Here is a 24374-nt window from a genome sequence, read left to right as displayed (position 1 = left end):
CACACCATGAAATACTTAATCTCTAGCCTGACCCTGATCAGCTTAATGGCTTGGCAGAGCCTCGCGATGGCTGCACCGACGAGCCATTGCCAAGGCGAGGAAATGAGCAAGCGGTTTGCCTCAGGCGCTTTATGGGAGTTTTGCTGGACTATTAAAGATCAAGAAGGTTTAGTTTTATCTCAAGTTCATTATCAAGCACCGGGTACAGCTTACCGTCGGGTCTTAGGTGAGGCCTCACTGTCTCAGATCGAAGCCAGCTTTGATGATGCCGCTGTCGATCCTAAATTTATCACCACCGAATTAGGTTTAGGTGGGAATAATATCCTCACACAAACGGCTCAGGATTGTCCAACGGGTACTTTATACGCTTGGAATGGGCGGCAAGTACTGTGCGCGACTATGCATAAAGCAGGCTATTTATATAAATACACTAGTCAACGTCAAACCGAACGTTTTGAAATCATTACCAGTTCGCAAATTGGCCCGCGTAATTACAGCTTACGTTGGTCCTTTTATGAAAATGGCACCATCGAACCAGCGATTGGTTTAAGTGGGATTCTCCCGGCTGTTGGCGAAAGTACTGCTCAATATGGTTGGCCTGTTGGTGCAAATGGCGAAATTGGCAGTAGTTTTATGGACCATTATCTCTGGCGCTTAGACTTTGATCTCGATGAAATCGCTAATGATGATGTGGTAGAAGAAATCAATAGCACTCCCACCCCGGATCGCTTACGTAAAACCAAAACTTTAGAACTAGTCGGTCAAGAAACTGCCCGCAGTTTGAATCCAGAGACTAAACGCTTCTGGCGGATTCGAGACAGCGTAGCGCGTAACGCAGCAGGCAAATTTATTTCTTATGAATTAGTCCCTTCCCACTATGACCAAAGTCGTACTAATCATCGTAATCAAGCATGGTTACAAAATGATCTGTATTTTACCGCTTATCAGGCTTGTGAACGCTTTGCAGCGAATAATCCTACCGCTACTTGTGGTGACAATATCGCGCAATTTATCTCTGGGCAAAACATTAATCGCCAAGATCTAGTGGTTTGGTATAAGCAAAATCAACACTATCTACCCCGCAGCGAAGATAGCAATCGGATGAGTACTCGCTGGTCAAGCTTCAAATTGTTACCTCGTGATTGGAATGCACAGAATCCGTTCTGAGCCGCTAGCCTTCATGTTTAGAAAAATTAATAGGAACGAACCAGCCATGCGAACTTTAACTCTAGCTCTGTTGGCCTGCTTATGTTTTGTGCTTTTAATGACTGGGGCGCGTCAGGTTTATGCCGCTGAATTCTGCTCAGATGCTTATTCTGTGAATGTCACCCTACCCAATCAAGCCCGTTGGGATCTTTGTTGGGAGCATCGTGTTCGCGAAGGCATTGTGCTCTCAAAAATTCATTATACGCCACGTCATGGTGAACGACGCATGGTCTTAAACCAAGCTGCACTCGCTCAAATTCATGTGCCTTATGATGATAATGGCGCCCGCTATCATGATATTTCTGATTATGGCTTAGGTGGCAACTACATGGCTGCTTTAAACCAAACGGATTGCCCGGGTGGTAAATTGCTGCGCTTTGGTAGTAAAGCGGTGGTTTGCCAACAAAATGAAGCACGAGGTAGCGCTTTTAGTTCGAACACAGATCGCCTACAAGGGGATTCATTTAGTTTGTTTAGCGTGTCTAAAATCGGTGCTTATAACTATATTCCTAGTTGGCGCTTTATGGATGATGGTTCGATTGAACCGGGTGTCGGTGCTACCGGCGCACTACAACGCTATAGCGACCGCAATACCGAGCAACAAGGTTGGTTGATTGCGGATAATAAAGTGGGGATTGCGCATTTACATAATTTCTTTTGGCGGCTGGATTTTGATTTAAATGGTACTAGCATGGATGACTATGTGGAGGAGTTAAACTTCACCGCTAATAGTGGGCGTACTAGCTTAACCAAAACACGCTTTACTACTGAAGTAGCCCGTTCTGTTGACCCGACCACTTCACGTACTTGGCGAATAGTCGATGGGGCTACAAAAAATGCCAAGGGGTTGCCGATTTCTTATGAACTTCGTTTGCATCAATCCGAGCAACAAGATCTTGGCCCAGCCAGCGAACCTTTCACTCAAAATGACCTCTATGTCACGCGGTATAATAGTTGCGAACTCTTTGCTTCGCATAATCCAACGGTCAATAATTGTGCTAATCATCTAGCTGATTTTGTCGATGGCGAGCCTTTAACCGGGAGTGATCTAATCGTTTGGCCAAGTACCACGTTTTATCACATGCCTCGTGCTGAAGATGCGCCCCAGATGGATGCTCATTGGTCTTATATCAGCTTAAGCCCTCGTGATTGGCATGCACAAAACCCCTTAAGTACAGCTCCTGATACAGCTGCAAGCACTGGCGGTACGGATGGCACGACTCCAGCGAATAACCCCGATATTTTATTTGCCGATGATTTTGAAACGGCTAACCAATGGACTCGCAATCCCTATAACACCGATCAAGCCAGTTCTGGTCGATGGGAAGTAGGGCGCTTAGAGGCAACCACTTATCAAAATATAGCCACACAACGGGCAGCAAATACGGGTAATGCAGCCTTAGCCACTGGCCCGCAGGCGGGATCAATGGTGGGTTCGTATGATCTAGATGGTGGTTTAAGCTCAATCCGCTCTCCAGCTATTAATCTACCATCGGATACTAAATACCGCCTCGAGTTTGCTTACTATTTTGCTCATCTGTGGAATGCCAGTACGAGTGATTTTTTCCGGGTCAGTATTGTGGAGGGTAATCGTCGCCAAACCGTGCTGGAACAAACGGGTAATTTAGCTAATCGCTCAGCTCAATGGACAAATTTTAATACCGATTTAGCCGCCTATGCGGGTAAGACGATTTATATTTTGGTGGAAGCAGCGGACGCGGATGCCGGTAGTATTGTGGAGGCTGCCCTCGATAGTCTAAAAGTGGTTAAACAAAACAACACAGGGGATATAACCGATGGTATACCGAGTGGTAACACCACCAGTAACACGGTCTATAGCGAAGACTTTGAGGCTAGCTTAAATTGGACAGTGAATCCTGCAGGTGCTGATTCTGCCACAGTGGGGCAGTGGCAAGCGGCTAAGCCGCAAGCAACTTATTATCAAACGATCCCACTGCAATTAGGTGCGGCCTCGAGTGGTTTGCAAGCGCTAGTAACAGGTTATCAAGCCGGTACTAGTGTCGGAACTTATGATGTGGATGGGGGTATAACCTCAGTACGTTCGCCCCCTATCCATTTGGCGGCTAATAACCACTACCGCCTGCAACTCGATTATTATTTTGCGCATCTTTGGAATACAACGAATGCGGACTTTTTTAAAATTAGCCTAGAAACCGAGCAAGGTCGCAAACAGACTCTAGTCCTACAAACTGGTACAGCTGCCAATCGCCCCGCGCAATGGAGTGCTTTCAGCGCTGATTTGAGTAGTTTTGCGGGCAGTACAGTGCACCTTATAATAGAAGCTGCAGATGGTGGGGCGGGCAGTATGTTAGAAGCCGCCGTTGACAATCTACGCATTAATAAATACTAATCATTGGTCAGGCAAGGCGTTAAAACTAAGCCTTGCCTGTTAAGTTAAGGCATAATGAATCAACAGATGTTTAAACATATTTTCATACTGACCGGTTTAGTTTGTGTTTTGTTAGCGTGTAAAGCACCAACTGATGCAGATATTACAAAACCTGCATGGGAACTGACTCAAACCAGCACGAATGGCTTATTTAAAGTGCGGCTTAGGTGTCAGCATTTACCGTCCGTCGGATCTTTCCAAGATTGCCAACTTGAGCTAACGGATGGGAGTGGCAAGGCCATTCATGGCGCTAACATTAAGCTTGATGGCGGTATGCCAAAGCATGGACATGGTTTGCCAACCGCACCCGTAGTGAGTCCACTCGCTGCACAAGGCCATTATAAGATTGAAGGTTTACAATATAATATGCCCGGAGCTTGGCTGCTTGGCTTGCTGATTAAGACCCCAGCAGGTCAAGATAAACTAGTCTTTAGCTTTGAGATTTCTAACCTAGAATAAGCCACATGCGCCCTATCGTCGCACTCATCTGCTGCGTAAGTCTGAGTTTCAGTCTAAACAGTTGTGCAGAGCCAACGTGTCCAACTGCCAATCCTTGGACTCCACAAGCATGGGGGTTGATTCAATCACTGGCTTTGGATGCTTTACCTGCAGTGAGTGATGCCAGCAATCGTTATCTCTCTAATCCACAAGCAGTACAACTAGGCTCAGAGTTATTCTTTGATCAGCGCTTAAGTGCGAATGGTCAAGTCAGTTGTGCGAGTTGCCATCAGCCTGAAAAGTTTTTTAGTGATGGCTTAACCACTGCACAAGCCATTGAGACGGGTACACGCAATACCCCCTCACTGTTAGGGGTGGCTTGGAATCAATGGTTTTTTTGGGATGGGCGCAAAGACAGCCTTTGGTCACAAGCCTTAAGCCCCTTGGAAGATCCCAAAGAGCATAATCTTGCTCGCACCGCTGTCGTGAAATTAGTCCTCACTGATCCTCAGTATCAGCAAAAATATCAAGCTTTATTTGGGGCGTCACCTAGCACTGCTGAAATGGCTGCTTGGCCAACGGATGCGCGCCCTTCAGGGAGTATTGCGCAAATCCAAGCTTGGAAGGCCTTAAGTGCTCAGCAGCGGACCAGTATTGATACCCAGTTTGCTAATCTAGGTAAAATGATCGCCGCTTATGTGGCTAGCTTGAAACCACCTCTGAGCCGTTTTGATCAATATGTTGCGGCTTTAAAAGCCGGCAAGAGTGATAGCAAACTTACCCCTCTTGAATTAGAAGGCTTACGCTTATTCATTGATCCAAAACAGCAGTGTTTAAATTGTCACTCAGGACCTTTATTCACGAATCAATCTTTTCATAGTATTGGTACCGGTGAAATGGGTCGAGATACGGGGCGAGCTGCCATTCTTGATCAAATTCGGTTTGATCGGTTTAATTGTCTAGGTGAGTTTAGCGATGCCTCCCCCGCAGACTGTACGAAATTGCAATATATGCAACGCAATCGCCATCAATTAATCGGTGCCTATAAAACCCCTTCTTTACGCAATGTGGGGCAAACTGCCCCTTATTTCCATCATGGCAAGCAAGCGACACTGGCTGACGTGTTAGATCACTATATAAACTCCAGTGAAATCAAGGCTGGACGGGCTGATTTAACTGCGATTGTATTAACTGAGGCTGAAAAGCAAGCTTTAATCGCTTTTTTAAATACCTTAAATATTGAGTAATCTTAGTCGTGAATTAGTAGCCTAGAACCGCTATAGTCTAGTCAATCAATCACTCGGTAGAAAAACATGGCTAATACCAGCACCAAAAACCCACTACCCCGTATAGGTCTTGCTTTAGGCAGCGGCTCAGCGCGTGGTTGGGCGCATATTGGCGTTTTGCGCGCTTTGAAAGAGCTGGGTATCCAGCCGGATATTATTGCGGGTTGCTCCGTGGGTGCGATTGTGGGCGCGGCTTATGCTGCCGGTAATTTAGAGCGTTTAGAGCGTGAGGTTTTGAGCTTCACTAAACTCGATTTAGTTCGATTTTTTGACCTCAATCCTTCACTGAATGGTTTTGTACATCGTGAGCGGTTGCAACAATTTTTTAATGAATATGTCTGTGCAACCGACCAAACTTTTGCCAACTTAACCACTAAATTTGCTACCGTCGCCACTTATTTAGGTTCAGGGCGCGAAATGTGGTTTACCGAAGGTAAAGTTCTTGATGGTGTCATGGCCTCGATTTCTTTGCCCGGCTTATTTGCTCCCTTTGCCTATGAGGATCAATGGTTAGTGGATGGGGGCTTGGTGAATCCAGTACCGGTGTCGCTTTGCCGTGCTTTAGGTGCAGAGCTGGTGATCGCGGTGAATTTGAATGACGCTATTACACGGCGGCATTTTCAACCCCAACCTAAGCCCAGTGTCGCTAATCCTGAGTTGAATACGACTGAGGCTGAATCCAATAAAATCAGTCTAACGAATGTTGCAGCTTCTTTACGGGATTATTCTTCCAGCTTATTCAATACTAATCGGCTGATGCCAGCCCCTAATTTAATTGAAGCACTCGCAGGTTCTATTAATATTATGCAGGATAAAATCACGCGCAGCCGAATGGCGGGTGATCCACCGGATATTTTGCTCTCGCCAAAACTCATGGATATTAGCCTACTCGAGTTTTATCGTGCGCAAGAATCCATTCAAGCTGGCTATGACAGTGTGCAGCGCCTACGTTTTGAACTCGAAGCGCTTATCAGTCATTAACTAACCATGCCAACTCGATTTTTCAATTTACCCGTACCGCAGCGGCGACTGTTAATGTGGCTATTTCTCATCCTCTTAGGCTTGGGGTTAGTGTTAGCTTTGATACCCTCGCCAGATACGGGAGAAATTCAACTCAACGATAAGTTGCTGCATACGACAGCTTTTTTTGCGTATGCTGCCTTATTGGATATGGCGAGCCGCAAAGACTTTTGGCGGTTTCAAGTACCGATCCTGTTAGGTTATGGCGCTTTGATCGAGGTTTTGCAGTCGTTTACGCCGTGGAGAATGTTTTCGCTATTAGACTTTGTAGCCGATGCGGTGGGTTTAATGGTGTATTGGTTGCTATTCAGAATGATCTTAAAGGTAAAATCAAGCGCTTAGACTACTCAGGATGAGGAGTTTCATCTCCATCTTTAGATTGCTCATGTGCATGATCTGGTTCGTTGTGCGTCGTTTCCACTGCTTGAGTTTCAGCTTGTTTAGCGTCTTCGGCTGTATAGAGCCGCACTTGAGCAGGGTCGATTAAATAGTTAACTTGGGCGCTAGCTGTCGTATTACTCTGAATCTGTAGCTTGCCTTCAACCCAAACCGACTCATATTCTTGGCTCGTCAGCAAGGCCTGCTCTGGTTGAGCACGTACTAAAATCATTTGATTCGCAGGAGGAGCTGGCTGATGCAGACCTGCACCGGAATAGGGGACTAATAAAAATTCAGTGATACGATCTTCGCGGCTAGCTAAGACCACCATATAGCCTGCGAGACGGATAGTGTTGCCTGCTAAGTCTGGATTAGTTGGGGCTTGTGCAAATTCAGCCATGAGGTTTGCTTGGAGATTCGGGTCATCGGCGGGATCTAAACGTTGAATGATTAAGTCAGCATAATGCTCCATCAATACCTCTCTATTCACATTCATGGGAAGTAAATCAATCCAGTCGATGGTTTTACTCGCAGGTAGTGTATTTGTGCTTTTAGGGGGCTTCACTGCTGCAGTGGAGGAGGGCGAAGGCATTTGAGTCACTGAGTTTGGTTGAGTGATCGTACTGACAGCATAGCTTGCAAAACTTAAACCTAATGGCAAGATAGTTAAGCGGCGAATCCAAGACTTGGTTTTTAAACGCACTGATTGGCTAGACCCAATAAGACTCTACCCGCAAAAGCGGGTAGAGCCAGAGTTAAAATAGTCGATGTGGTGTGGCTGAATGCCTTAGTTATAATAGAGGACTATACCTACATTACATGAGTTTATCGGCGATTTCCTTAGGTAGAGCACGACTATTGCGCACTGTGCAGCGGCTGGTATAGCAGACAAAACCTACCAGTAGACCTAAAACAATAAGACCAACGACGATAGCCATGATTCACCTCCTGAATCCTCTAGGTTGGATTGTGGTTAAAAAACAACTAATGTTGCGTCTAAACCATTGAACATAAAAGACTTTCCACAGTCATTTGAGTATAACATATAAACATAAAATACTAGGTTTTTACAAATGAAGATTTTTCAAAAGCACTGCGGACTATTGAATTTAGTGATTGCGCCCATATAGACCAGACTGGATACTTAGAACATTTGCGGAGCAAGCTTTGGAGCAATACAGAGGAACTACCATATTAAGTGTGCGCCGTCACGGTAAAGTCGTGATCGGTGGTGATGGACAAGTCACACTAGGCAATACCGTTATGAAGGGCAATGCGCGTAAAGTGCGCCGTCTCTACAATGATAAGGTGCTCGCAGGTTTTGCAGGGGGTACAGCTGATGCTTTCACACTATTTGAGCGCTTTGAATCGAAGCTACAAGCCCATAATGGTAATCTCACTCGGGCAGCCGTTGAGTTAGCTAAAGATTGGCGCACCGATCGAATGTTGCGTCGCTTAGAAGCATTATTAATCGTAGCAGACAACACCGCTTCACTTCTGATTACCGGTAATGGTGATGTGGTTGAGCAGGAAAATGATTTAATCGCGATTGGTTCTGGGGGGGCTTTCGCGCAATCGGCGGCACGTGCTCTGCTGGAAAACACCGATTTAAGCGCCCGCGAAATTGTCGAAAAAGGTTTACATATCGCTGGCGATATTTGTATTTATAGTAATCATAATTTGACCATTGAGGAGCTTTAATTCCATGTCCACTATGACACCCCGCGAAATCGTTCAAGAACTGGACAAGCACGTCATTGGGCAAGATAAAGCTAAACGCTCAGTGGCGATTGCTTTGCGTAATCGTTGGCGTCGCCAGCAAATGCAAGACCCATTACGTCATGAAGTGACTCCGAAAAATATTCTGATGATTGGCCCGACAGGGGTAGGTAAAACGGAAATCGCCCGTCGCCTCGCCCGTTTAGCCAATGCCCCTTTTATTAAAGTGGAAGCCACCAAATTTACTGAGGTTGGTTATGTCGGTAAAGAAGTCGATTCCATTATTCGTGATCTTGCCGATGTAGCGGTCAAGATGCTCCGTGAGCAAGAAGTGGCAAAAGTCCGCTATCGAGCACAAGAAGCGGCTGAAGAGCGGATTTTAGATATTCTATTACCTCGCCCTAAGCAAGAAACGAGTAACCCGTCGATCAATGCATGGCTAGAAATTGACCCAGACGAAACCAATAAAAAAGAAACTGCCGACAATAACCCGACTCGTCAAAAATTCCGTAAGAAATTACGTGAAGGTGAACTCGATGACAAAGAACTAGAAATCGAACTAACGGGTGCTAATGTGGGGGTGGAAATTATGACCCCTCCGGGTATGGAAGAGATGGCGAGCCAGCTGCAAAGCATGTTTCAAAACATGGGTAGTCAAAAGAAACGCCGCCGTAAATTGAAAGTTAAAGAAGCCATGAAGCTGCTGACCGAAGAGGAAGCTCACAAAATGGTCAACGAAGATGAACTTAAACAACGTGCCCTCAATTCAGTTGAGCAAACGGGTATTGTCTTCCTTGATGAGATCGACAAAATCGCACGCAGCGGCCAAGTCAGTGGCGCTGATGTCTCACGTGAGGGTGTACAACGTGACCTGCTACCCCTTATTGAGGGTTCAACGGTCAATACGAAATATGGCATGATTAAAACCGACCATATTTTGTTTATTGCCTCAGGTGCTTTCCACGTCTCAAAGCCTTCCGATTTAATTCCCGAATTACAAGGTCGTTTACCGATTCGGGTTGAAATGGAGGCTTTAACAGCGGGCGACTTTGAACGCATTCTCACTGAACCGAGTGCTTCTTTAACCGAGCAGTATCAAGGCTTATTAGCTACTGAAGGTGTGAAGTTAGAATTCACCCAAGATGCCATTCAGCGAATCGCGCAAATTGCCTTTGAGGTGAATGAACGCACCGAAAACATTGGCGCACGCCGCTTACATACGGTGATGGAGCGCTTGTTGGAAGATGTACTGTATGCTGCTCCTGATTGTGATGGTGCGAAAATTGTTGATGGAGCGCATGTGGATGCCACTTTAGGCGAATTGGTCAAAGATGAAGATTTAAGCCGCTATATCCTCTAAGGAGCTAGGCATGACACCGACGAATTTAACCCTCAACCAGAAATCGCGTGAGCTAGTGATCGAATGGCCTGATGGTGAGACCCATACTTTAAGCTGTGAATACTTACGAGTTTACTCGCCTTCTGCGGAAGTGCGTGGTCATGGCCCTGGCCAAGAAAAGCTACAAATTGGCAAGGAAAATGTAAATATCACTGCGATTGAACCCGTCGGTTACTATGCAGTAAAACTGGTATTTGATGATAATCATGACAGCGGCTTATACGATTGGAAGCTGCTGTATGATTTAGGCAAACACCAGCAGCAACATTGGGATGATTATTTAACAAGGCTCGCCGCGCACGGTTATCAACGTAAAGCCCCAGGGCAAATCATCTAATGACCGCCATTAACAACCAACACTTAAGCAGCTTCTTGGATCAGTTGAAATATAATGAAGCAGGACTAATTCCTGCCATTGCTCAGCAGCATGATACCGGTGAAATGCTGATGATGGCTTGGATGAATCGTGCTTCTATTGAGGAAACCCTACAAACTGGGTGCGTGTGCTATTGGTCGCGCTCCCGCCAAGCCTTTTGGCGTAAGGGTGAATCTTCAGGCCAAGTGCAACTCTTGAAAGAGTTGCGCTTTGATTGTGATTTAGACACCATTTTATTATTAGTCGATCAAACAGGGGCTGCTTGCCATACTGGACGGCGACATTGTTTTTTCTATAAAGTTGAGCATGATCAAGTCATTGTTGATAGCGAACCATTGATTGATCCCCAGACTTTGTATCAGCACTCACCCGTCAATCCATGAAACGAGTACTCATCGGCATCATTCGCGGCTATCAACTCTTTCTTAGCCCTCTCTTAGGGAATAACTGCCGCTATTATCCAACTTGCTCGCATTACACGAGGGAAGCCATTGAAAAGCATGGTGCACTGCAAGGAACTTGGTTGGGAGTACGCAGAATTTCACGTTGTCACCCTTGGCATGAAGGTGGCATTGATCTCGTTCCTGAGCCAAAAAAACCGCTTAAAACCAAAGCTGACCACTAGTCAATCCAGCTACCGACGATCCGCTCATTCCTAAAAAGTTTACAGCGAACTTACAAACCGTTAACTTAGCGCCATTATTGTGTCATTAAGATGCAAAAAATCATAACAATAAGGTTTAGGTTTCGATGTTGGAGCACCATTACGATCTTGTTATTCAGCATCACGCCTCGGTCGAACCTGTCGACCATTTGGTGCGTGATTTGCTGGTATTGCTAGATAAAGAAGGTGATCCCTATATTGAATATAAACTCTCTGAAGGCTTGCTATTCCCAGATAGTAAAACAGCCGTCTTAGAAAATATTACTCAAGATGAAGCCGAGTACTACCAAAAACGCTTTCGGGAGCTAATGGTAGAAACCTCGATACGCCCGACCTTACAGCAGACGGTTGAAAAATTAAACTTAGTAGAGAACACCACCAAGGATCTTCACATCTGCCCGGCTTGTCAGCATCAACAGCCACGCAGTAAGTCGGGAATGAATACCTGCCAAAACTGTAATTTAGTCGCAGAGAAATACCAACGCCATCCACGGCGTGAAGATAATCCTACCCAAGAAAGTGGCGTTTATAAATTCCAACAAGATAAATTAATGCGGGAAGCTTTAGCACGTGCGCGCTTAGGTGAGGAGGAACAATTAAGACGTGAAGCAAAATTACAAATTAGCCTAGAAAGTACTAAGCGCCCCCTCGATATTGCAATTGGAGTTACCGCCATTGCTTTGATGTTGTTGGCAGGGATTCTAATTATCACTAGCATTCAACGTAAAGAAACACACACTTTAGCCTCACAACCGCCCTTGGGGCTGCAAAAACTCGAAGGTGCAGCGGGGCCGAATACTAAAACCCTGACCGCTGAGCTAGCTGAACCTTCCGATCTAGCAGCAAAGCCAACACGAGAACCCTTATCCGCGACTGAGCCAAACAGCGCTAAAACTCATCAAATTATTAGCCAAGCCCAAATAGACCAGCTAAAAACCCTCTTAGAAAAAGACCGCCCCAATCCCTATTTAAATAAGCTTAGCCCTGAACAATTTAAGGCGGATCATCAAAAATTAGAACGCCTATTAGAGCTGAATAAACCGGAGCTGGCGGTCGCTTTCATCAACCAACTCACGGATCAATACGCGGCCGCCTTAATGCTATTAAAGGTAGCTGATTCAGAAAGAAAGCAAAATCACCACAGCAATGATGCCGATATTCTCAGAACTTTTAATCATTTACTCAGCCGAGCACCCGCTATCCAACAGCCGCTCGTGAGTGCAAGTTTCAGTTTATTATTGCGCTTACAAGGGCAGGATCAGCAGGCTCATGCCATGCTAGCCACTACCTTGGCAGACTTAAGAGCCACCAATAATAGTTTGCTATTTATCGTCGATAGTGAACCTGGGGATTCAGCTCAAACTCAAAAGCTAGGGATAGTCTTGCAAATTATTAAAGATTATCATCGGTTTGCACAAACCGCCGCCGCTTACGAGTTTATCAAAGTAGCTGAAGAAATATTGGCCGCTAGCCCCAAGGACGCTTTAATCCAAGCAGAAGGTATGACACTCCTAGCAGCGGCTTGCTTAGTCTTAGGGGAACAAGCTCAAGCCTTGGCTTGGCTGAATAAAATCCCCGACCCCAATACCCGCGAGCAGTTATTAGCTAAATTGCATCGCTTGTAATCCTACTGGCTTCGTTGTCATCCGCTCGTTCATCATTTGTCCTTAGACACCCGTCGCTTGCTTTAAGAACTTCGCCATCCACTCACCGCTATGAGCTTCGGGTTTTACTTCAGCTTGCTCTAAATCGCTTAATGCTTGATCTGCAATCAGTGTTGGTATCACTGTCCCACGACGTAGTTTCAATAAATCTTCTTCAAAATCGGTAGAAAACTCAGGATGACCTTGGAAAGTGAGAATCCGCCCACCATAAACTAAGCCTGCATATTCACAGAATTCTGAGCTAGCAAAGACTTCTGCCTTCGCAGGTAATTCCACCACCTGATCTTGATGCATGGCATTTAAGGTAAAATGGTATTGCTCACCCATCCAAGCTTGGGGTTGCTTGATCGTATATTCCTGCAGACCAACACCCCAGCCTTTAGTGGATTTTTCAACGCGCCCACCCAAAGCAGCCGCAATCACCTGATGACCAAAGCAAATACCAATCATCGGTCGTTCGGCTTGCCACACAGCACGAATGAAATCTTGTAGCTTGAGCATCCACGGCAAATTTTCATAGACTCCATGCCGTGAACCCGTCACCAACCAAGCTTCACACTCGTGCGGGCTGCTTGGCAATTGCTCGTCTAAAACCGCATAGACTCTAAATTCAAACTGATTATCTGCCTCACCTAATAAGCGCTTAAACATATCTGCGTAAGAGCCATACGCTATTTTTAACTCTTCAGGTGGACGACCTGTTTCTAAAATACCAATTAACATCGTGATCTCACAATAAACCAATAGGTGCGCGCACTGCACCTTTCTTTTCCGCCAGTAAACATAAATAATCATGCGCCAAAGTAGCCGCTGCTAAAGCGGTTACTTCGGATAAGTCATAAGCCGGTGCGACCTCAACGACATCCATCCCAACTAAATTGAGTTGCCCTAAAGAACGCACGATACCTAAAGCTTGGGCAGTGCTTAAACCACCGACAACCGGTGTACCCGTACCCGGTGCAAAGGCAGGGTCGAGGCAATCAATATCAAAGCTTAAATACAGTTTTTGATTGCCGACACGCTCATAAATTTCTTCGACCGTGCGCTTAATACCCTCACGGTGCACCCACGGAGCAGTTAGAATTCTAAAGCCGTGATCAGAGTCATTATAAGTACGAATGCCGACCTGCACTGAATGCGTAACATCAATGAGCCCCTCACGTTTCGCACGTAAGAACATACTCCCATGATCAAAGCGTGTGCCATCATCGTCCCAAGTATCACAATGTGCATCAAAATGCAGGAGTGCCACTGGGCCATGTTGCTTTGCAATAGCACGCAAAATCGGGTAAGTCACAAAATGATCGCCACCAAAGGTCAAGGGACTAGCCCCTGCCGCTAAAATTTGGCTGATATGCGCTTCAATAGTCGAGATGATGGTTTCAGGGTGATGTGGATCTAAAAAGCAGTCGCCATAATCTACTACGGCTAAGTGCTCAAACGGCTGAAAACCAAAGGGAAAAGATTTTAACTCGGCTAATTGCACCGATGCAGCCCGAATCGCTCTAGGACCTAAACGCGCTCCTGAACGATAAGTTACCGCCGAGTCATAAGGCAGGCCACTGACGACTACATCCGCACCTTGCAAATCCCGGCTATAGCTGCGGCGTAAAAAGCTTAAAGCACCGCCATAAGTCATTTCAGGTGCTTGACCTAATAAGCCTTTACGCCGGAAGGCTTGATCACCGTATTCGGGTTCAGTCTTCATGTTTGAATCCTGCATAGGGTTCTTATTGCTCCTTTTATCTGGTTATCTAGATGGGTTTACCGATACGCCACGCCTAACCATTGCTCGCCATTAAAAAGTAGCGGGTCAGCTAGGATAGTCATAGCTAAACCCGCAACGGTTGCCACCATATACAAACAGTCACCTATAAAGTACCCAGCAAACACCAAGGCTAGCTTTCACTTTATTATGCGCCCTTGTATTTAAGATGGCTAAAGCTCTTAGTCCCAGTATTCACTGAAAGACCAAGATGGCTGCAACAAAACTTGCATCAGTTTAAAGCTCAAACATGAGCTATTCTTATACCACACCTAGATAAGTTTCATACTCTGCATCAGTGATGTGACTGGCAAATTTATCTAATTCTTGCTCTTTAATCGCAGTAAATAAATCGACAAAGGCATCACCTAGCAAATGACGCATTAAAGCACTCTGGCGCAAACTATCAATCGCCTCATACCACTGAGTGGGTAATACTTGCTCAGCTTGCGGGTTAGCATAGGTATTGCCCGTACTGGCCGCACCCGGATTCAGCTGATGCTCGATTCCATATAAAGCCGCACTTAAGATCGCAGCGATTACTAAATAAGGATTAGCATCAGCCCCCGAGACGCGATGTTCAATCCGCCGGGCTGCATCTGGGCTATCAGGAATGCGTACCGATACAGTCCGATTTTCATAGCCCCAATTAGCCGCAATCGGGGCATAACTGCGTGGGCGTAACCGCCGCCATGAATTAAGATGCGGAGCAAAAATCAGCATCGACCCCTGCATGGCCGCGAGTATCCCGCCGACCGCATGGATTAAATCCGAGCTACCCGCTTCAGTACCATTCGAGAAAATATTCTGCCCTGCTTGATCCACTACACTAAAGTGGATATGCAGACCACTGCCGCTTTCATCACCATAAGTTTTTGCCATGAAGCTCGCTAAATGCGCATGTTTATGTGCGACATTGCGCACGATACGCTTAAACATCACGGCTTGATCAGCGGCTAATAAAGCATCATTGACATGATTCAAATTCACCTCAAACTGACCATCGCCAAATTCGGCAATGATCGAATCCGCAGGTACATCCTGCACCTGACAAGCAAAACGAATCTCTTCTAAAATCGGACGGAAGCGATTCAAATTACGCATCGCATAGGGATTAGGGCGTGCGAAGCGACTCTCTGGCAATAAAGGCGAGGGAATCGGCCGATTTTCACGCTCTGAGGCAAGATCTAATAAATAAAACTCCAGCTCAGCCGCTACCACAGGAGTGAGGCCTCGATCAGTATAGCGCTGCAAGACACAGGCTAACAGCTGGCGTGGATCCGTTGCTAAACGACACCCCTGAGGATGACTCATCATGGCCAGCATTTGATAATGTTCGCCCGCCTCCCAAGGGACGAGAACCGGTTTAGTTGAGACGATATGGCAAACTCCATCACTATCGCCATCTTCAAGTGCCAGCACTGCTCCACCAATATCATCCCCCCAAAAATCGAGACCAAGGATAGAGCGTGGCATTTTGAAACCTTCTTGGAGGATTTTATGGGTTGAGCTGGCAGGGACTCGTTTGCCACGCTGATTACCATTAAGGTCGGTGATAAAAATATCAAGTTCGGGTGTCTGTCTATTATTGTTTAGCTGATCCATGACCAGTTCTCCGCAACACAATGGCATCGGCTGGCCACTGCGCATCTAATTGTGATCACGAAAATGCCTAGGGTCAAGAGTCAAACTAGTTATTTATAAACCCTACAAGCTCGATTTGCTTATAATTTCATCTGGAAATGCCGAATAATGTGATCATATAATACCAGCCTAATTGCCAGTTTACAGGACAGCATGAACGCCAAATCTTCTCCACTTTTGTCCTTAACTCCCTTGGAGAAAACGCCGGATCAAGGGGTTAATCTCTGGGTTTATCACTCTCTGCGCCGAGCGTTGATGTGTGGGCAAATTGAGCCGGGTTTACCACTGACTATTCGTGGTTTAGCCGAAGTTCTGCATGTCAGCCCAATGCCAATCCGCGAGGCTTTGCACCGCCTGACTTGCGAAGGTGCGGTCGAAGTGCGGGATAATCGGCGCGTCATGGTACCGCAAATGACAGCCGCTCGCTTTAAAGAGCTGTATGAACTACGGATTGTGCTCGAAACCCATGCGGCGGAAAGTGCCTTACCGTATTGCCGTCCTGAGCACCTTGCTGAATTGGAGCGTTTAGATCATTTGATTGATCTAGCATATCAAAATAATGATACCGGAGAGGGAAGCTTAGCCAATCAAGATTTCCATCGTTATTTATATCAACGTAATCCCTTTCAGGTCGCGGTGCCTTTAATTGAAAGTATTTGGCTGCAATTAGGGCCGTTTGTGCGCTTTGCAAAAAACAAGCTCACGCAGCATTATCGCATTGATCGCCACAAGGAAGCTTTACAAGCTTTGCATCAGCAAAATGCATTTGCCTTAAGGCGGGCTATTGAGGCTGATATTCGCGATGGGTTAGCGTCTATCCAAGCCCTTGAGGGGATTCACGCACATTTTAAAGAGCAGGCTTTATCTGCTTAAGCTAGGAGTATTTTCATGACTAAACTCGCTAATCCGGTCAATTGGGCCGAGCACGCTCGCACACTCAGCATTCAAGGCCAGTCTTTTATTAATGGACAATATGTCCACGCGGCCTCAGGGCAAACTTTCGATTGTATTAGCCCGATTGATGGCCGTATCCTCACTCAAGTGGCCGCTTGCACTCAAGTTGATGTGGATCAAGCCGTAGTTGCTGCTCGGGCGGCGTTTAATGATGGGCGTTGGCGAGGTTTGCCGCCTGCTAAGCGTAAAGCCGTCTTACTGCGCTTGGCCGAGTTAATTGAGCAGCATGGCAATGAGCTGGCTTTATTAGAAACCTTGGATATGGGTAAACCGATTCGTGATAGTTTAAGTATTGATATTCCTGCCACTGCCCGCTGTTTCCGTTGGTATGCCGAGGCAGTCGATAAGCTCTATGATGAAGTGGCACCGACTGCACAGAATATTCTCGCCACGATTACCCGCGAGCCTTTAGGCGTGTGTGGGGTGATTGTGCCTTGGAATTTTCCTTTAATTATGGCTGCTTGGAAACTAGCCCCCGCCTTAGCAGTCGGTAACTCGATTGTCTTAAAACCCGCTGAGCAATCCTCCTTAACTGCGATTCGGTTAGCGGCCTTAGCCGCTGAAGCGGGTCTGCCTGAGGGTGTACTTAATGTGGTCACTGGTTTTGGGGTGGATGCGGGGCAGGCGATTGGTTTGCATGAGGATATTGATGGGGTGTTTTTCACAGGTTCAACTGCCGTGGGCAAATACATTCTGCAATACTCTGCCCAATCCAATATGAAGAAAGTTGGCCTCGAATGTGGTGGTAAATCAGGGCATATTATTCTCGCAGACTGTGGGGATTTGGAGGCTGCAGCTGAAGCAGCGGCCTTTGGGATTTTCTTTAATCAAGGTGAAATGTGTTCTGCAGGCTCACGCTTAATTTTGGATGCGCCGATTCGAGATGCGGTCATCGAGAAAGTGCTCCAATTTGCGCAGCAGATGCAACCCGGAGATCCTCTTGACCCAACGACTCGTTTAGGCGCCATGGTTGACCAAACCCATACTGAGCGGGTTATGGACTATATCGCTAGTGGCAAACAAGAGGCTGAGTTACTCGTTGGTGGTAAGCAAGTGCGGATTGACACGGGTGGCTGTTATATTGAGCCAACGGTCTTCGACCAAGTGAGTAATCAAGCTCGTATTGCGCAAGAAGAAATCTTTGGTCCAGTGCTTGCGGTGATTACGGTTAATGGGGTCGAGGAAGCCATTCGCGTGGCGAATGAATCTATTTATGGTTTAGCCGCTGGCGTATGGAGCGATAATGTGAATACTCTCTATCAAGCAGCCCGTGCCTTAAAGGCGGGTGTGGTTTACGCTAATTGCTATGATGCCGATGATATAACCACGCCTTTTGGGGGCTATAAGCAATCAGGGATTGGACGTGATAAATCATTGCATGCTTTTGATAAATACACCGAGCTAAAAACAACTTGGCTGAAAATTAGATAAGCCAACGAAGATTTAAACCCTGCCTAAACGCTGTCTAAACCTTGCCCAACTAAGTGTAGGCAAGGTTTTTATTTATTCACTTATACATTTAAAAATTTGTGCTAAGAGCCTTGGCCATGTTAAAGTTACCGCCCTCTGCTTACTGTCTAAACAGATAACCAGAACCTGCGACATCCTTAGTTGTTTGATCCCACCTGCTTTATGCACTAGATCAGCCCCTCCCTTGAGTGCCAATTACTGAATGCCGCATCCGGCTGACGCTTTAAGCGTTTCAGCTTTAGCGCAATGATAAGTTACCTTAAAGGGAACACCATGACATTTTCAAATTTAGGCCTTGATGCGGCCTTAGTCCGTGCTGTGCAAGAAAAAGGCTATACCCAGCCCTCACCGATTCAAGCTCAAGCCATTCCAGCTATTTTAAAAGGCAGCGACATTATGGCAGCTGCACAAACCGGGACGGGTAAAACCGCAGGGTTTACATTGCCACTGTTACACCGCTTAAATTTAGGTAAACCCGTGCGTAGTAATCGTGTGCGGGCTTTAGTACTCACGCCGACTCGTGAATTAGCCGCCCAAGTCCATGAGAGTGTGGCTACTTATGGGCAACATCTCAGACTACATTCAGCCGTTGTGTTTGGGGGGGTGAAAATTAATCCCCAAATGATGCGTTTACGCCGTGGTGCGGATGTGTTGGTGGCTACGCCTGGGCGCTTGTTGGATTTATATGAGCAAAACGCCCTCCAGTTTAACGATCTAGAAATTCTCGTCTTAGATGAAGCAGATCGTATGCTGGATATGGGCTTTATCAACGATATTCGCAAAATCCTCGCCCTCCTGCCCAAGCAGCGCCAGAATCTACTCTTCTCTGCAACCTTTTCAGAAGAGATTCGTAATCTCGCTAAAGGTATTTTAAAGCAGCCGATTGAGATTAGCGTTAGTCCGAAAAACTCCACGGCAGTGGCTGTCGAGCAAACGATTTATGAAGTCGATAAGGCTCAGAAAACGGCTTTACTCACGCATTTAATTCAAGAAGAACAATGGCAACAAGCTTTAGTATTCAGTAAAACTAAACATGGGGCTGATCGCTTAGTTCGCCAATTGCAAAGCGTTGGGATTTCGTCCGCTGTCATTCATGGCAATAAAAGCCAAAACCAACGGACTGAGGCTTTAGCTGGCTTTAAGCAAGGCAAAACTCAGATTCTAGTCGCAACCGACATAGCTGCACGCGGGATTGATATTGATCAACTCCCCCAAGTGGTAAATTTCGATCTTCCCCAAGTGGCGGAAGATTATGTCCATCGGATTGGGCGTACAGGCCGTGCAGGTGCGAGTGGGCAGGCAATTTCTTTAGTCTGTGCGGATGAAGCTAAACAACTGCTGGATATTGAGAAGCTGATCAAGCGTAAATTCCAACGCCAACAAGTCGATGGTTTTGAGCCGAATCATAGCGTGCCACATACTGCACCTAAACAAAAAACAGCGCTCAATACTCATGCCCCGGCTAAAGCCAATAAAGGCAAAGCAATCAGTGCTAAAGCCCTGCCGATTAAACCGAAAGCGGCCAAAAACCTCAAAGCGGTTGAACCGGGGAGTCGTGCTCGAAACTCACGGCGCTCGCGCAGTACCCAACGCAAAACGGGTTAAGTAAAGCCCTCAGCGCCTAAAGTTCTAAAACTCTTTAGGTGCTTTAGGGCTAAGCAAATTCTCTTCATTATTCACTTGTTCCGCTAAGACTTTCTGCTCAGGGCTAATATCATTCAGTTTGAGGTGTTCTAAATCTTCCTGCAGCGGAGGGTCTGCGTTGATAGCTGGCTCGATTGAGAAAATGCCAGCCTCATCAAATAATCGCTTAACTTCCCGAATCGCTTGGCTGCGAACTTTACCTAAGCTATGCTTTTCCTGATCAACCCAGCCTTGTAGACGTAAAACGACTTTTTCTTCTATCAAATCTTGGATCAAAACATTAGGTTTTGGATCGTCTAACACACCCTCAGTAGCCTCCATGCCCTTATTAGCTAAGGCCTGAGCAACGCGAACATTTTGATCATTATCAATACTTAGATCAAAACTGAAGCGCCGTTTGGGGTTGCAACTGTAATTAATAATAATCGCTTTAAATACCGTGGAATTAGGAATCCGAATATAACTTCCATCGGCTGCTAGTAGCATAGTAGCCCGTGAATTCAGGCTAGCGACCCGCCCTTCTTGAGCATCAATTTTCACTAGATCATGCATGCTAAAAGGATTGCGGATACTTAGCAAAATACTCGCGATATAGTTTTCGACAGTATCACGGACTGCAAAGCTAATCGCTAAGCCAACGATCCCCACTGCTCCTAAAATGGTTTTTACTAAGCTGGTGGCATCGAGGATAATCAGGGCTACTAAAAAGCCGGTGCCGATTACTAAAATATTAACGAACTGGCCGATTAAACTCGAAATAAAATAATTATCACTGAGGTGACGATAAAAGCTTTGGCGTTTTGACAACCAACGGCCTAACCACCAAAAACCAGAAAATACTAAAACTGCAATTAATAATACAGGTAAGCTACCAATCCCATCTTTAATAATGCCCGTAATCCGATTCCACGTACTCACTAAGCGGCGGCCTACACTGCGATTAATCGTGATTTTATTATTAATCCCGATGACCCCTTCAATTTGTCTTGCATATTGCAAGGCACGTACTGCATCCGTAGTTGAGTTGAGTTCACCTGTGATCGTGACAATGGCATTTTTAACGCTCACTTTCAGCGCTTTAAAAGTGTCGATCTCTTGATAAATCTGCGTTAATCGCTTTTCGATTTTCTCATCATCAGCTGCGCTAATATCTGTGCTAATCACTTTGCCATCTAATAATTGAGTCACTGGCGCAGCTTGGCTATTAGCATTCAATAAATTGACAAAGGGATCAGTAGCCGCTTGAGCACTTACACTCAGGCTAGTTAACAGTAAAACACTCAAACTAATAACTCGTAGCGCTTGTCTTAAGCCCTCACGAATACTTGCAGCAAAGACAGAACACAGCTTGAGGAACAAGGCAAAGTGCAATCGGTGTTTCATTAAAATCCTGCCAATGATTGATAGCTAAAGTGGTGATGCTGTATACAAACAAATTACCAATACCATACCTTCTTAAGGAAGCCTCTTGAAGAGGCTTCCTAAGCGCTGAGTTTTATCTCTCCAACTGACTGACATCACGGACTGCTCCGCGTGATGCTGAAGTGGTCATCGCTGCATAGGCTTTGAGTGCTGCACTGACTTGACGTTCACGGTTGACAGGTTTCCAACCCGCTGAGCCTTGTGCATTCATCGCAACCCGGCGACTGGCGAGGGCTTCATCACTGAGGCGGACATTGATGGTGCGATTCGGAATATCAATGTCGATGGTATCGCCTTCCTCGATCAAGCCAATCGCTCCCCCTTCGGCTGCTTCGGGGGAAACGTGTCCGATGGATAAGCCAGACGTGCCACCTGAGAAGCGTCCATCGGTAATCAAGGCACAGACTTTGCCCAAGCCTTTGGATTTTAGATAGGAGGTTGGATACAGCATTTCTTGCATACCCGGGCCACCACGTGGGCCTTCATAGCGAATAATGACAACATCACCCGCTTTGATTTTATCACCCAAGATCCCGCTGACAGCAGCATCTTGCGATTCAAAAATGCGCGCAGGGCCGGAGAATTTAAGAATGCTTTCGTCCACACCCGCTGTTTTTACGACACAACCTTCCAAAGCAATATTACCGAATAGCACCGCTAAGCCACCATCTTGTGAATAAGCATGCGCCTTATCACGAATACAGCCACCTTCACGATTAGTGTCGAGTTCTTCCCAGCGTTTGTTTTGGCTGAAGGCTTCTTGGGTCGGTACATTACCAGGGGCTGCGCTGAAGAAAGTATGCACAGCAGGGTCTTGGCTACGCATAATATCCCATTGTTCCAAGGCAGCACCTATATTCGTGCTATGCACGCTGCCACAATCGCGGTTGATTAAACCCGCACGATCTAATTCACCCAAAATACCCATCACGCCCCCTGCACGATGTACATCTTCCATGTGGTAAAGCTGGGTTGCAGGGGCGACTTTGCTCAAGTTGGGTACTTTACGACTCAAACGGTCAATATCTGAGACTGTGAAATCAACTTCGCCTTCTTGTGCCGCAGCCAATAAATGTAGCACCGTATTAGTCGAGCCACCCATCGCAATGTCTAGGCACATGGCATTTTCAAAAGCTGCTTTATTTGCAATTGAGCGCGGTAGTACCGAGCTATCATCTTGTTCGTAATACCGTTTTGCCAATTCCACAGCTAATCGCCCAGCACGTAAAAATAGCTCTTTGCGATCTGCGTGGGTGGCGAGTAACGAGCCATTGCCGGGTAAGCTTAAACCCAAGGCTTCCGTTAAACAATTCATCGAGTTGGCGGTGAACATCCCTGAGCAAGAGCCGCAAGTGGGGCAAGCAGAGCGCTCCATTTTGGTCACGTTCTCGTCGGTTTCATTAGGATTTGCGGCGGAGATCATCGCATCAATCAAATCCAATTTCGCGGTTTTGCCATTGATGAGCGCTTTGCCCGATTCCATTGGCCCCCCCGATACGAAGACTACCGGAATATTTAAACGCATCGCCGCATTCAGCATACCGGGGGTAATCTTGTCACAGTTAGAGATACAGACAATGGCATCGGCACAATGCGCATTGACCATATACTCAACCGCATCAGCAATAATTTCGCGGGAAGGTAGTGAATACAGCATGCCGCTATGCCCCATCGCAATTCCATCATCTATCGCAATGGTATTAAATTCTTTAGCTACCCCGCCGCAAGCTTCAATTTCGCGGGCAACCATCTGCCCTAAATCTTTTAAATGCACATGCCCCGGTACGAATTGGGTGAAGGAGTTAGCAATTGCAATAATCGGTTTTTGAAAATCATCATCCTTCATACCGGTAGCACGCCACAACGCGCGTGCGCCAGCCATATTGCGACCTGCGGTGGAGGTGCGGGAACGATAAACGGGCATGAGATCTCTCCTGAGCAAAAATTCTGGATAAATGAGCATTCTAACGCCGGAAGCGCGGGGAGTCACATAGGGTTTATCTTGTGAGGATACAATTCAAGACGTGCAATTAATTTATAGTATCCTTGTCACAAAGGGTGGCTGACTATTTCAGCTTGCTTAAGCCGACTACAGCAAGCTTCATTGCACCACCGCTGCAGTTGCTGCGGTCGCTTATTCAGTGATTCAAAGTGATTCAAGTCGACCTGTACGAACATTCATAGACTGATTTTTTAATAGTTAGAATAAGTTATGTATAATAAGCCTTATGACAGAAAAGACCAATCTCAAAACGCTCAAAGTTCGCATCAAGGATAAGCACAAGCCGATCCTTGAACGAATGGCATTTGAGGTGAATCAGGTCTGGAATGTGGCGAATGAAATCACGGCGGAATTATTCCGATATACCTATTCCCGAAGTGGGTCGGTTAAGAACGAATTTCTCTGCGTTTGATCTGCAAAAAGACTTGAAGCGCCTTAAAGCGGAACGTGGATTTATCTTTCATTCAACCACGGTCCAAGAAGTGATTGCAGCTCACCATAAAGCCCGTCGTCAATTCAAAACGGATAAGCTGCGCTGGCGAGTATCCGGTGGAGCACGGCGGTCCTTGGGGTGGGTTCCGTTTAAGGCAAGTGCCGCCAAGTGGAAAAGCGGGCAAGTTTATTTTGCAGGCCACTACTTCAAGGTATGGGATAGCTACGGGCTGGCTCAATTTGCGTTTCGTTCGGGTTCATTTTCTCAAGATGCTCGAGGTCGCTGGTATTTCAATATTGTCGTTGAAGCCGCGCAAGCCACCTCCTCAGCCACCGGAGAAGTAGGCATTGACTTAGGTTTAAAAACCACTGCTACCTGTAGCAATGGCTTAAAGCTCGAGTCCGAACAGTTTTATCGTGAATTAGAACCTAAACTAGCGGTTGCTCAACGTGCTAACAAGAAGCAGCGTGTTAAAGCCAT

22 protein-coding genes and 1 pseudogene are annotated in these 24374 nt (G+C 46.3%); 16 read left to right on the top strand and 7 right to left on the bottom strand.

Annotation, left to right across the window (positions count from 1 at the left end; all coding sequences use genetic code 11):
- Positions 1–6: 6 nt before the first annotated feature.
- From B5D50_RS14165 to B5D50_RS14140, 6 genes are all read left to right on the top strand, one after another.
- Positions 7–1167 (top strand): copper amine oxidase, encoded by a 1161-nt coding sequence (locus B5D50_RS14165; protein ID WP_078923304.1) that lies wholly within the window; start codon positions 7–9, stop codon positions 1165–1167.
- Positions 1168–1213: 46 nt separating this feature from the next.
- The gene (locus tag B5D50_RS14160; RefSeq protein ID WP_159448645.1) at positions 1214–3577 is read left to right on the top strand and encodes a copper amine oxidase; all 2364 of its coding nucleotides are present in this window, start codon (positions 1214–1216) and stop codon (positions 3575–3577) included.
- 66 nt (positions 3578–3643) lie between these two features.
- A complete protein-coding gene (locus tag B5D50_RS14155; protein WP_159448644.1) occupies positions 3644–4075 on the top strand; it encodes a FixH family protein in 432 nt (143 codons plus the stop codon).
- Between the two features lie 5 nt (positions 4076–4080).
- Positions 4081–5301: a cytochrome-c peroxidase gene (locus B5D50_RS14150; RefSeq protein ID WP_078923298.1), complete on the top strand. Its 1221-nt coding sequence runs from the start codon at positions 4081–4083 to the stop codon at positions 5299–5301.
- A gap of 66 nt (positions 5302–5367) precedes the next feature.
- Positions 5368–6321, top strand: coding sequence for a patatin-like phospholipase RssA (gene rssA / locus B5D50_RS14145; protein WP_078923297.1), 954 nt, complete (start codon positions 5368–5370; stop codon positions 6319–6321).
- A gap of 6 nt (positions 6322–6327) precedes the next feature.
- A complete protein-coding gene (locus B5D50_RS14140) occupies positions 6328–6702 on the top strand; it encodes a VanZ family protein (protein WP_078923296.1) in 375 nt (124 codons plus the stop codon).
- 1 nt (position 6703) lies between these two features.
- Here the strand turns inward: B5D50_RS14140 and B5D50_RS14135 are convergent, their stop codons facing one another.
- Complete coding sequence (locus B5D50_RS14135; protein ID WP_078923295.1) at positions 6704–7441, bottom strand: DUF3299 domain-containing protein; 738 nt, start codon at positions 7439–7441, stop codon at positions 6704–6706.
- A gap of 112 nt (positions 7442–7553) precedes the next feature.
- Positions 7554–7676, bottom strand: a complete 123-nt coding sequence (locus B5D50_RS20760) for a hypothetical protein (RefSeq protein ID WP_268807817.1) — start codon at positions 7674–7676, stop codon at positions 7554–7556.
- A gap of 229 nt (positions 7677–7905) precedes the next feature.
- On the opposite strand from B5D50_RS20760, the gene hslV reads away from it, so the two are divergent.
- The 6 genes from hslV (at position 7906) to B5D50_RS14105 (ending at position 12521) form a co-directional block, all read left to right on the top strand.
- Entirely contained in the window at positions 7906–8439 is a 534-nt protein-coding gene (hslV, locus tag B5D50_RS14130; protein ID WP_078923294.1) for an ATP-dependent protease subunit HslV, read from the top strand.
- Positions 8440–8443: 4 nt separating this feature from the next.
- The gene (gene hslU / locus B5D50_RS14125) at positions 8444–9817 is read left to right on the top strand and encodes an ATP-dependent protease ATPase subunit HslU (RefSeq protein ID WP_078923293.1); all 1374 of its coding nucleotides are present in this window, start codon (positions 8444–8446) and stop codon (positions 9815–9817) included.
- 10 nt (positions 9818–9827) lie between these two features.
- Entirely contained in the window at positions 9828–10193 is a 366-nt protein-coding gene (locus tag B5D50_RS14120) for a gamma-butyrobetaine hydroxylase family protein (RefSeq protein WP_078923292.1), read from the top strand.
- Positions 10193–10615: a phosphoribosyl-AMP cyclohydrolase gene (gene hisI / locus B5D50_RS14115; RefSeq protein WP_078923291.1), complete on the top strand. Its 423-nt coding sequence runs from the start codon at positions 10193–10195 to the stop codon at positions 10613–10615. Before B5D50_RS14120 ends, hisI begins: the two co-directional genes overlap by 1 nt.
- Positions 10612–10857 (top strand): membrane protein insertion efficiency factor YidD, encoded by a 246-nt coding sequence (yidD, locus tag B5D50_RS14110; protein WP_078923290.1) that lies wholly within the window; start codon positions 10612–10614, stop codon positions 10855–10857. The genes hisI and yidD overlap by 4 nt, the downstream gene beginning before the upstream one ends.
- A 125-nt stretch (positions 10858–10982) precedes the next feature.
- A complete protein-coding gene (locus tag B5D50_RS14105) occupies positions 10983–12521 on the top strand; it encodes a hypothetical protein (RefSeq protein ID WP_078923289.1) in 1539 nt (512 codons plus the stop codon).
- 42 nt (positions 12522–12563) lie between these two features.
- Here the strand turns inward: B5D50_RS14105 and B5D50_RS14100 are convergent, their stop codons facing one another.
- The 3 genes from B5D50_RS14100 to B5D50_RS14090 form a co-directional block, all read right to left on the bottom strand.
- Positions 12564–13283: a glutamine amidotransferase-related protein gene (locus B5D50_RS14100; protein WP_078923288.1), complete on the bottom strand. Its 720-nt coding sequence runs from the start codon at positions 13281–13283 to the stop codon at positions 12564–12566.
- A gap of 7 nt (positions 13284–13290) precedes the next feature.
- Positions 13291–14268 (bottom strand): agmatinase, encoded by a 978-nt coding sequence (speB, locus tag B5D50_RS14095; RefSeq protein WP_078923287.1) that lies wholly within the window; start codon positions 14266–14268, stop codon positions 13291–13293.
- 318 nt (positions 14269–14586) lie between these two features.
- Positions 14587–15930, bottom strand: coding sequence for a glutamine synthetase family protein (locus tag B5D50_RS14090; RefSeq protein WP_078923286.1), 1344 nt, complete (start codon positions 15928–15930; stop codon positions 14587–14589).
- Positions 15931–16122: 192 nt separating this feature from the next.
- Here B5D50_RS14090 and B5D50_RS14085 point away from each other — a divergent pair, with 192 nt between their 5' ends.
- The 3 genes from B5D50_RS14085 (at position 16123) to B5D50_RS14075 (ending at position 19998) form a co-directional block, all read left to right on the top strand.
- Positions 16123–16842, top strand: a complete 720-nt coding sequence (locus B5D50_RS14085) for a GntR family transcriptional regulator (protein ID WP_078923285.1) — start codon at positions 16123–16125, stop codon at positions 16840–16842.
- Positions 16843–16857: 15 nt separating this feature from the next.
- On the top strand, positions 16858–18354 hold the full coding sequence (locus B5D50_RS14080) for an aldehyde dehydrogenase (protein ID WP_078923284.1): 1497 nt from the start codon (positions 16858–16860) through the stop codon (positions 18352–18354).
- A gap of 312 nt (positions 18355–18666) precedes the next feature.
- Positions 18667–19998 (top strand): DEAD/DEAH box helicase, encoded by a 1332-nt coding sequence (locus B5D50_RS14075; RefSeq protein ID WP_078923283.1) that lies wholly within the window; start codon positions 18667–18669, stop codon positions 19996–19998.
- 24 nt (positions 19999–20022) lie between these two features.
- Here the strand turns inward: B5D50_RS14075 and B5D50_RS14070 are convergent, their stop codons facing one another.
- Complete coding sequence (locus B5D50_RS14070) at positions 20023–21420, bottom strand: mechanosensitive ion channel domain-containing protein (RefSeq protein ID WP_078923282.1); 1398 nt, start codon at positions 21418–21420, stop codon at positions 20023–20025.
- A 112-nt stretch (positions 21421–21532) separates the two neighbouring features.
- Positions 21533–23383: a dihydroxy-acid dehydratase gene (ilvD, locus tag B5D50_RS14065; RefSeq protein ID WP_078923281.1), complete on the bottom strand. Its 1851-nt coding sequence runs from the start codon at positions 23381–23383 to the stop codon at positions 21533–21535.
- 413 nt (positions 23384–23796) lie between these two features.
- Here ilvD and B5D50_RS14060 point away from each other — a divergent pair.
- Positions 23797–24374 (top strand): annotated as a pseudogene (locus B5D50_RS14060) (RNA-guided endonuclease InsQ/TnpB family protein); the annotation flags it as partial.

The sequence above is a fragment of the Thiothrix eikelboomii genome, assembly GCF_900167255.1.
In the GTDB taxonomy this organism is placed as follows: Bacteria; Pseudomonadota; Gammaproteobacteria; order Thiotrichales; family Thiotrichaceae; genus Thiolinea; species Thiolinea eikelboomii.
Note: the sequence above shows the minus strand (reverse complement) of the source record. Positions and strands in the feature narration are given on the sequence as shown.

What these genes read in the sequence shown, in the direction of transcription:
- B5D50_RS14150 (WP_078923298.1), top strand. Translation starts at nt 4,081, where the DNA reads ATGCGCCCTATCGTCGCACTCATCTGCTGCGTAAGTCTGAGTTTCAGT.
- B5D50_RS14100 (WP_078923288.1), bottom strand. Translation starts at nt 13,283, where the DNA reads ATGTTAATTGGTATTTTAGAAACAGGTCGTCCACCTGAAGAGTTAAAA.
- B5D50_RS14090 (WP_078923286.1), bottom strand. Translation starts at nt 15,930, where the DNA reads ATGGATCAGCTAAACAATAATAGACAGACACCCGAACTTGATATTTTT.
- B5D50_RS14105 (WP_078923289.1), top strand. Translation starts at nt 10,983, where the DNA reads ATGTTGGAGCACCATTACGATCTTGTTATTCAGCATCACGCCTCGGTC.
- speB (WP_078923287.1), bottom strand. Translation starts at nt 14,268, where the DNA reads ATGAAGACTGAACCCGAATACGGTGATCAAGCCTTCCGGCGTAAAGGC.
- B5D50_RS14165 (WP_078923304.1), top strand. Translation starts at nt 7, where the DNA reads ATGAAATACTTAATCTCTAGCCTGACCCTGATCAGCTTAATGGCTTGG.
- B5D50_RS14140 (WP_078923296.1), top strand. Translation starts at nt 6,328, where the DNA reads ATGCCAACTCGATTTTTCAATTTACCCGTACCGCAGCGGCGACTGTTA.
- B5D50_RS14085 (WP_078923285.1), top strand. Translation starts at nt 16,123, where the DNA reads ATGAACGCCAAATCTTCTCCACTTTTGTCCTTAACTCCCTTGGAGAAA.
- B5D50_RS14160 (WP_159448645.1), top strand. Translation starts at nt 1,214, where the DNA reads ATGCGAACTTTAACTCTAGCTCTGTTGGCCTGCTTATGTTTTGTGCTT.
- B5D50_RS14080 (WP_078923284.1), top strand. Translation starts at nt 16,858, where the DNA reads ATGACTAAACTCGCTAATCCGGTCAATTGGGCCGAGCACGCTCGCACA.
- rssA (WP_078923297.1), top strand. Translation starts at nt 5,368, where the DNA reads ATGGCTAATACCAGCACCAAAAACCCACTACCCCGTATAGGTCTTGCT.
- B5D50_RS20760 (WP_268807817.1), bottom strand. Translation starts at nt 7,676, where the DNA reads ATGGCTATCGTCGTTGGTCTTATTGTTTTAGGTCTACTGGTAGGTTTT.
- hisI (WP_078923291.1), top strand. Translation starts at nt 10,193, where the DNA reads ATGACCGCCATTAACAACCAACACTTAAGCAGCTTCTTGGATCAGTTG.
- B5D50_RS14155 (WP_159448644.1), top strand. Translation starts at nt 3,644, where the DNA reads ATGTTTAAACATATTTTCATACTGACCGGTTTAGTTTGTGTTTTGTTA.
- B5D50_RS14075 (WP_078923283.1), top strand. Translation starts at nt 18,667, where the DNA reads ATGACATTTTCAAATTTAGGCCTTGATGCGGCCTTAGTCCGTGCTGTG.
- B5D50_RS14120 (WP_078923292.1), top strand. Translation starts at nt 9,828, where the DNA reads ATGACACCGACGAATTTAACCCTCAACCAGAAATCGCGTGAGCTAGTG.
- ilvD (WP_078923281.1), bottom strand. Translation starts at nt 23,383, where the DNA reads ATGCCCGTTTATCGTTCCCGCACCTCCACCGCAGGTCGCAATATGGCT.
- yidD (WP_078923290.1), top strand. Translation starts at nt 10,612, where the DNA reads ATGAAACGAGTACTCATCGGCATCATTCGCGGCTATCAACTCTTTCTT.
- B5D50_RS14070 (WP_078923282.1), bottom strand. Translation starts at nt 21,420, where the DNA reads ATGAAACACCGATTGCACTTTGCCTTGTTCCTCAAGCTGTGTTCTGTC.
- hslU (WP_078923293.1), top strand. Translation starts at nt 8,444, where the DNA reads ATGTCCACTATGACACCCCGCGAAATCGTTCAAGAACTGGACAAGCAC.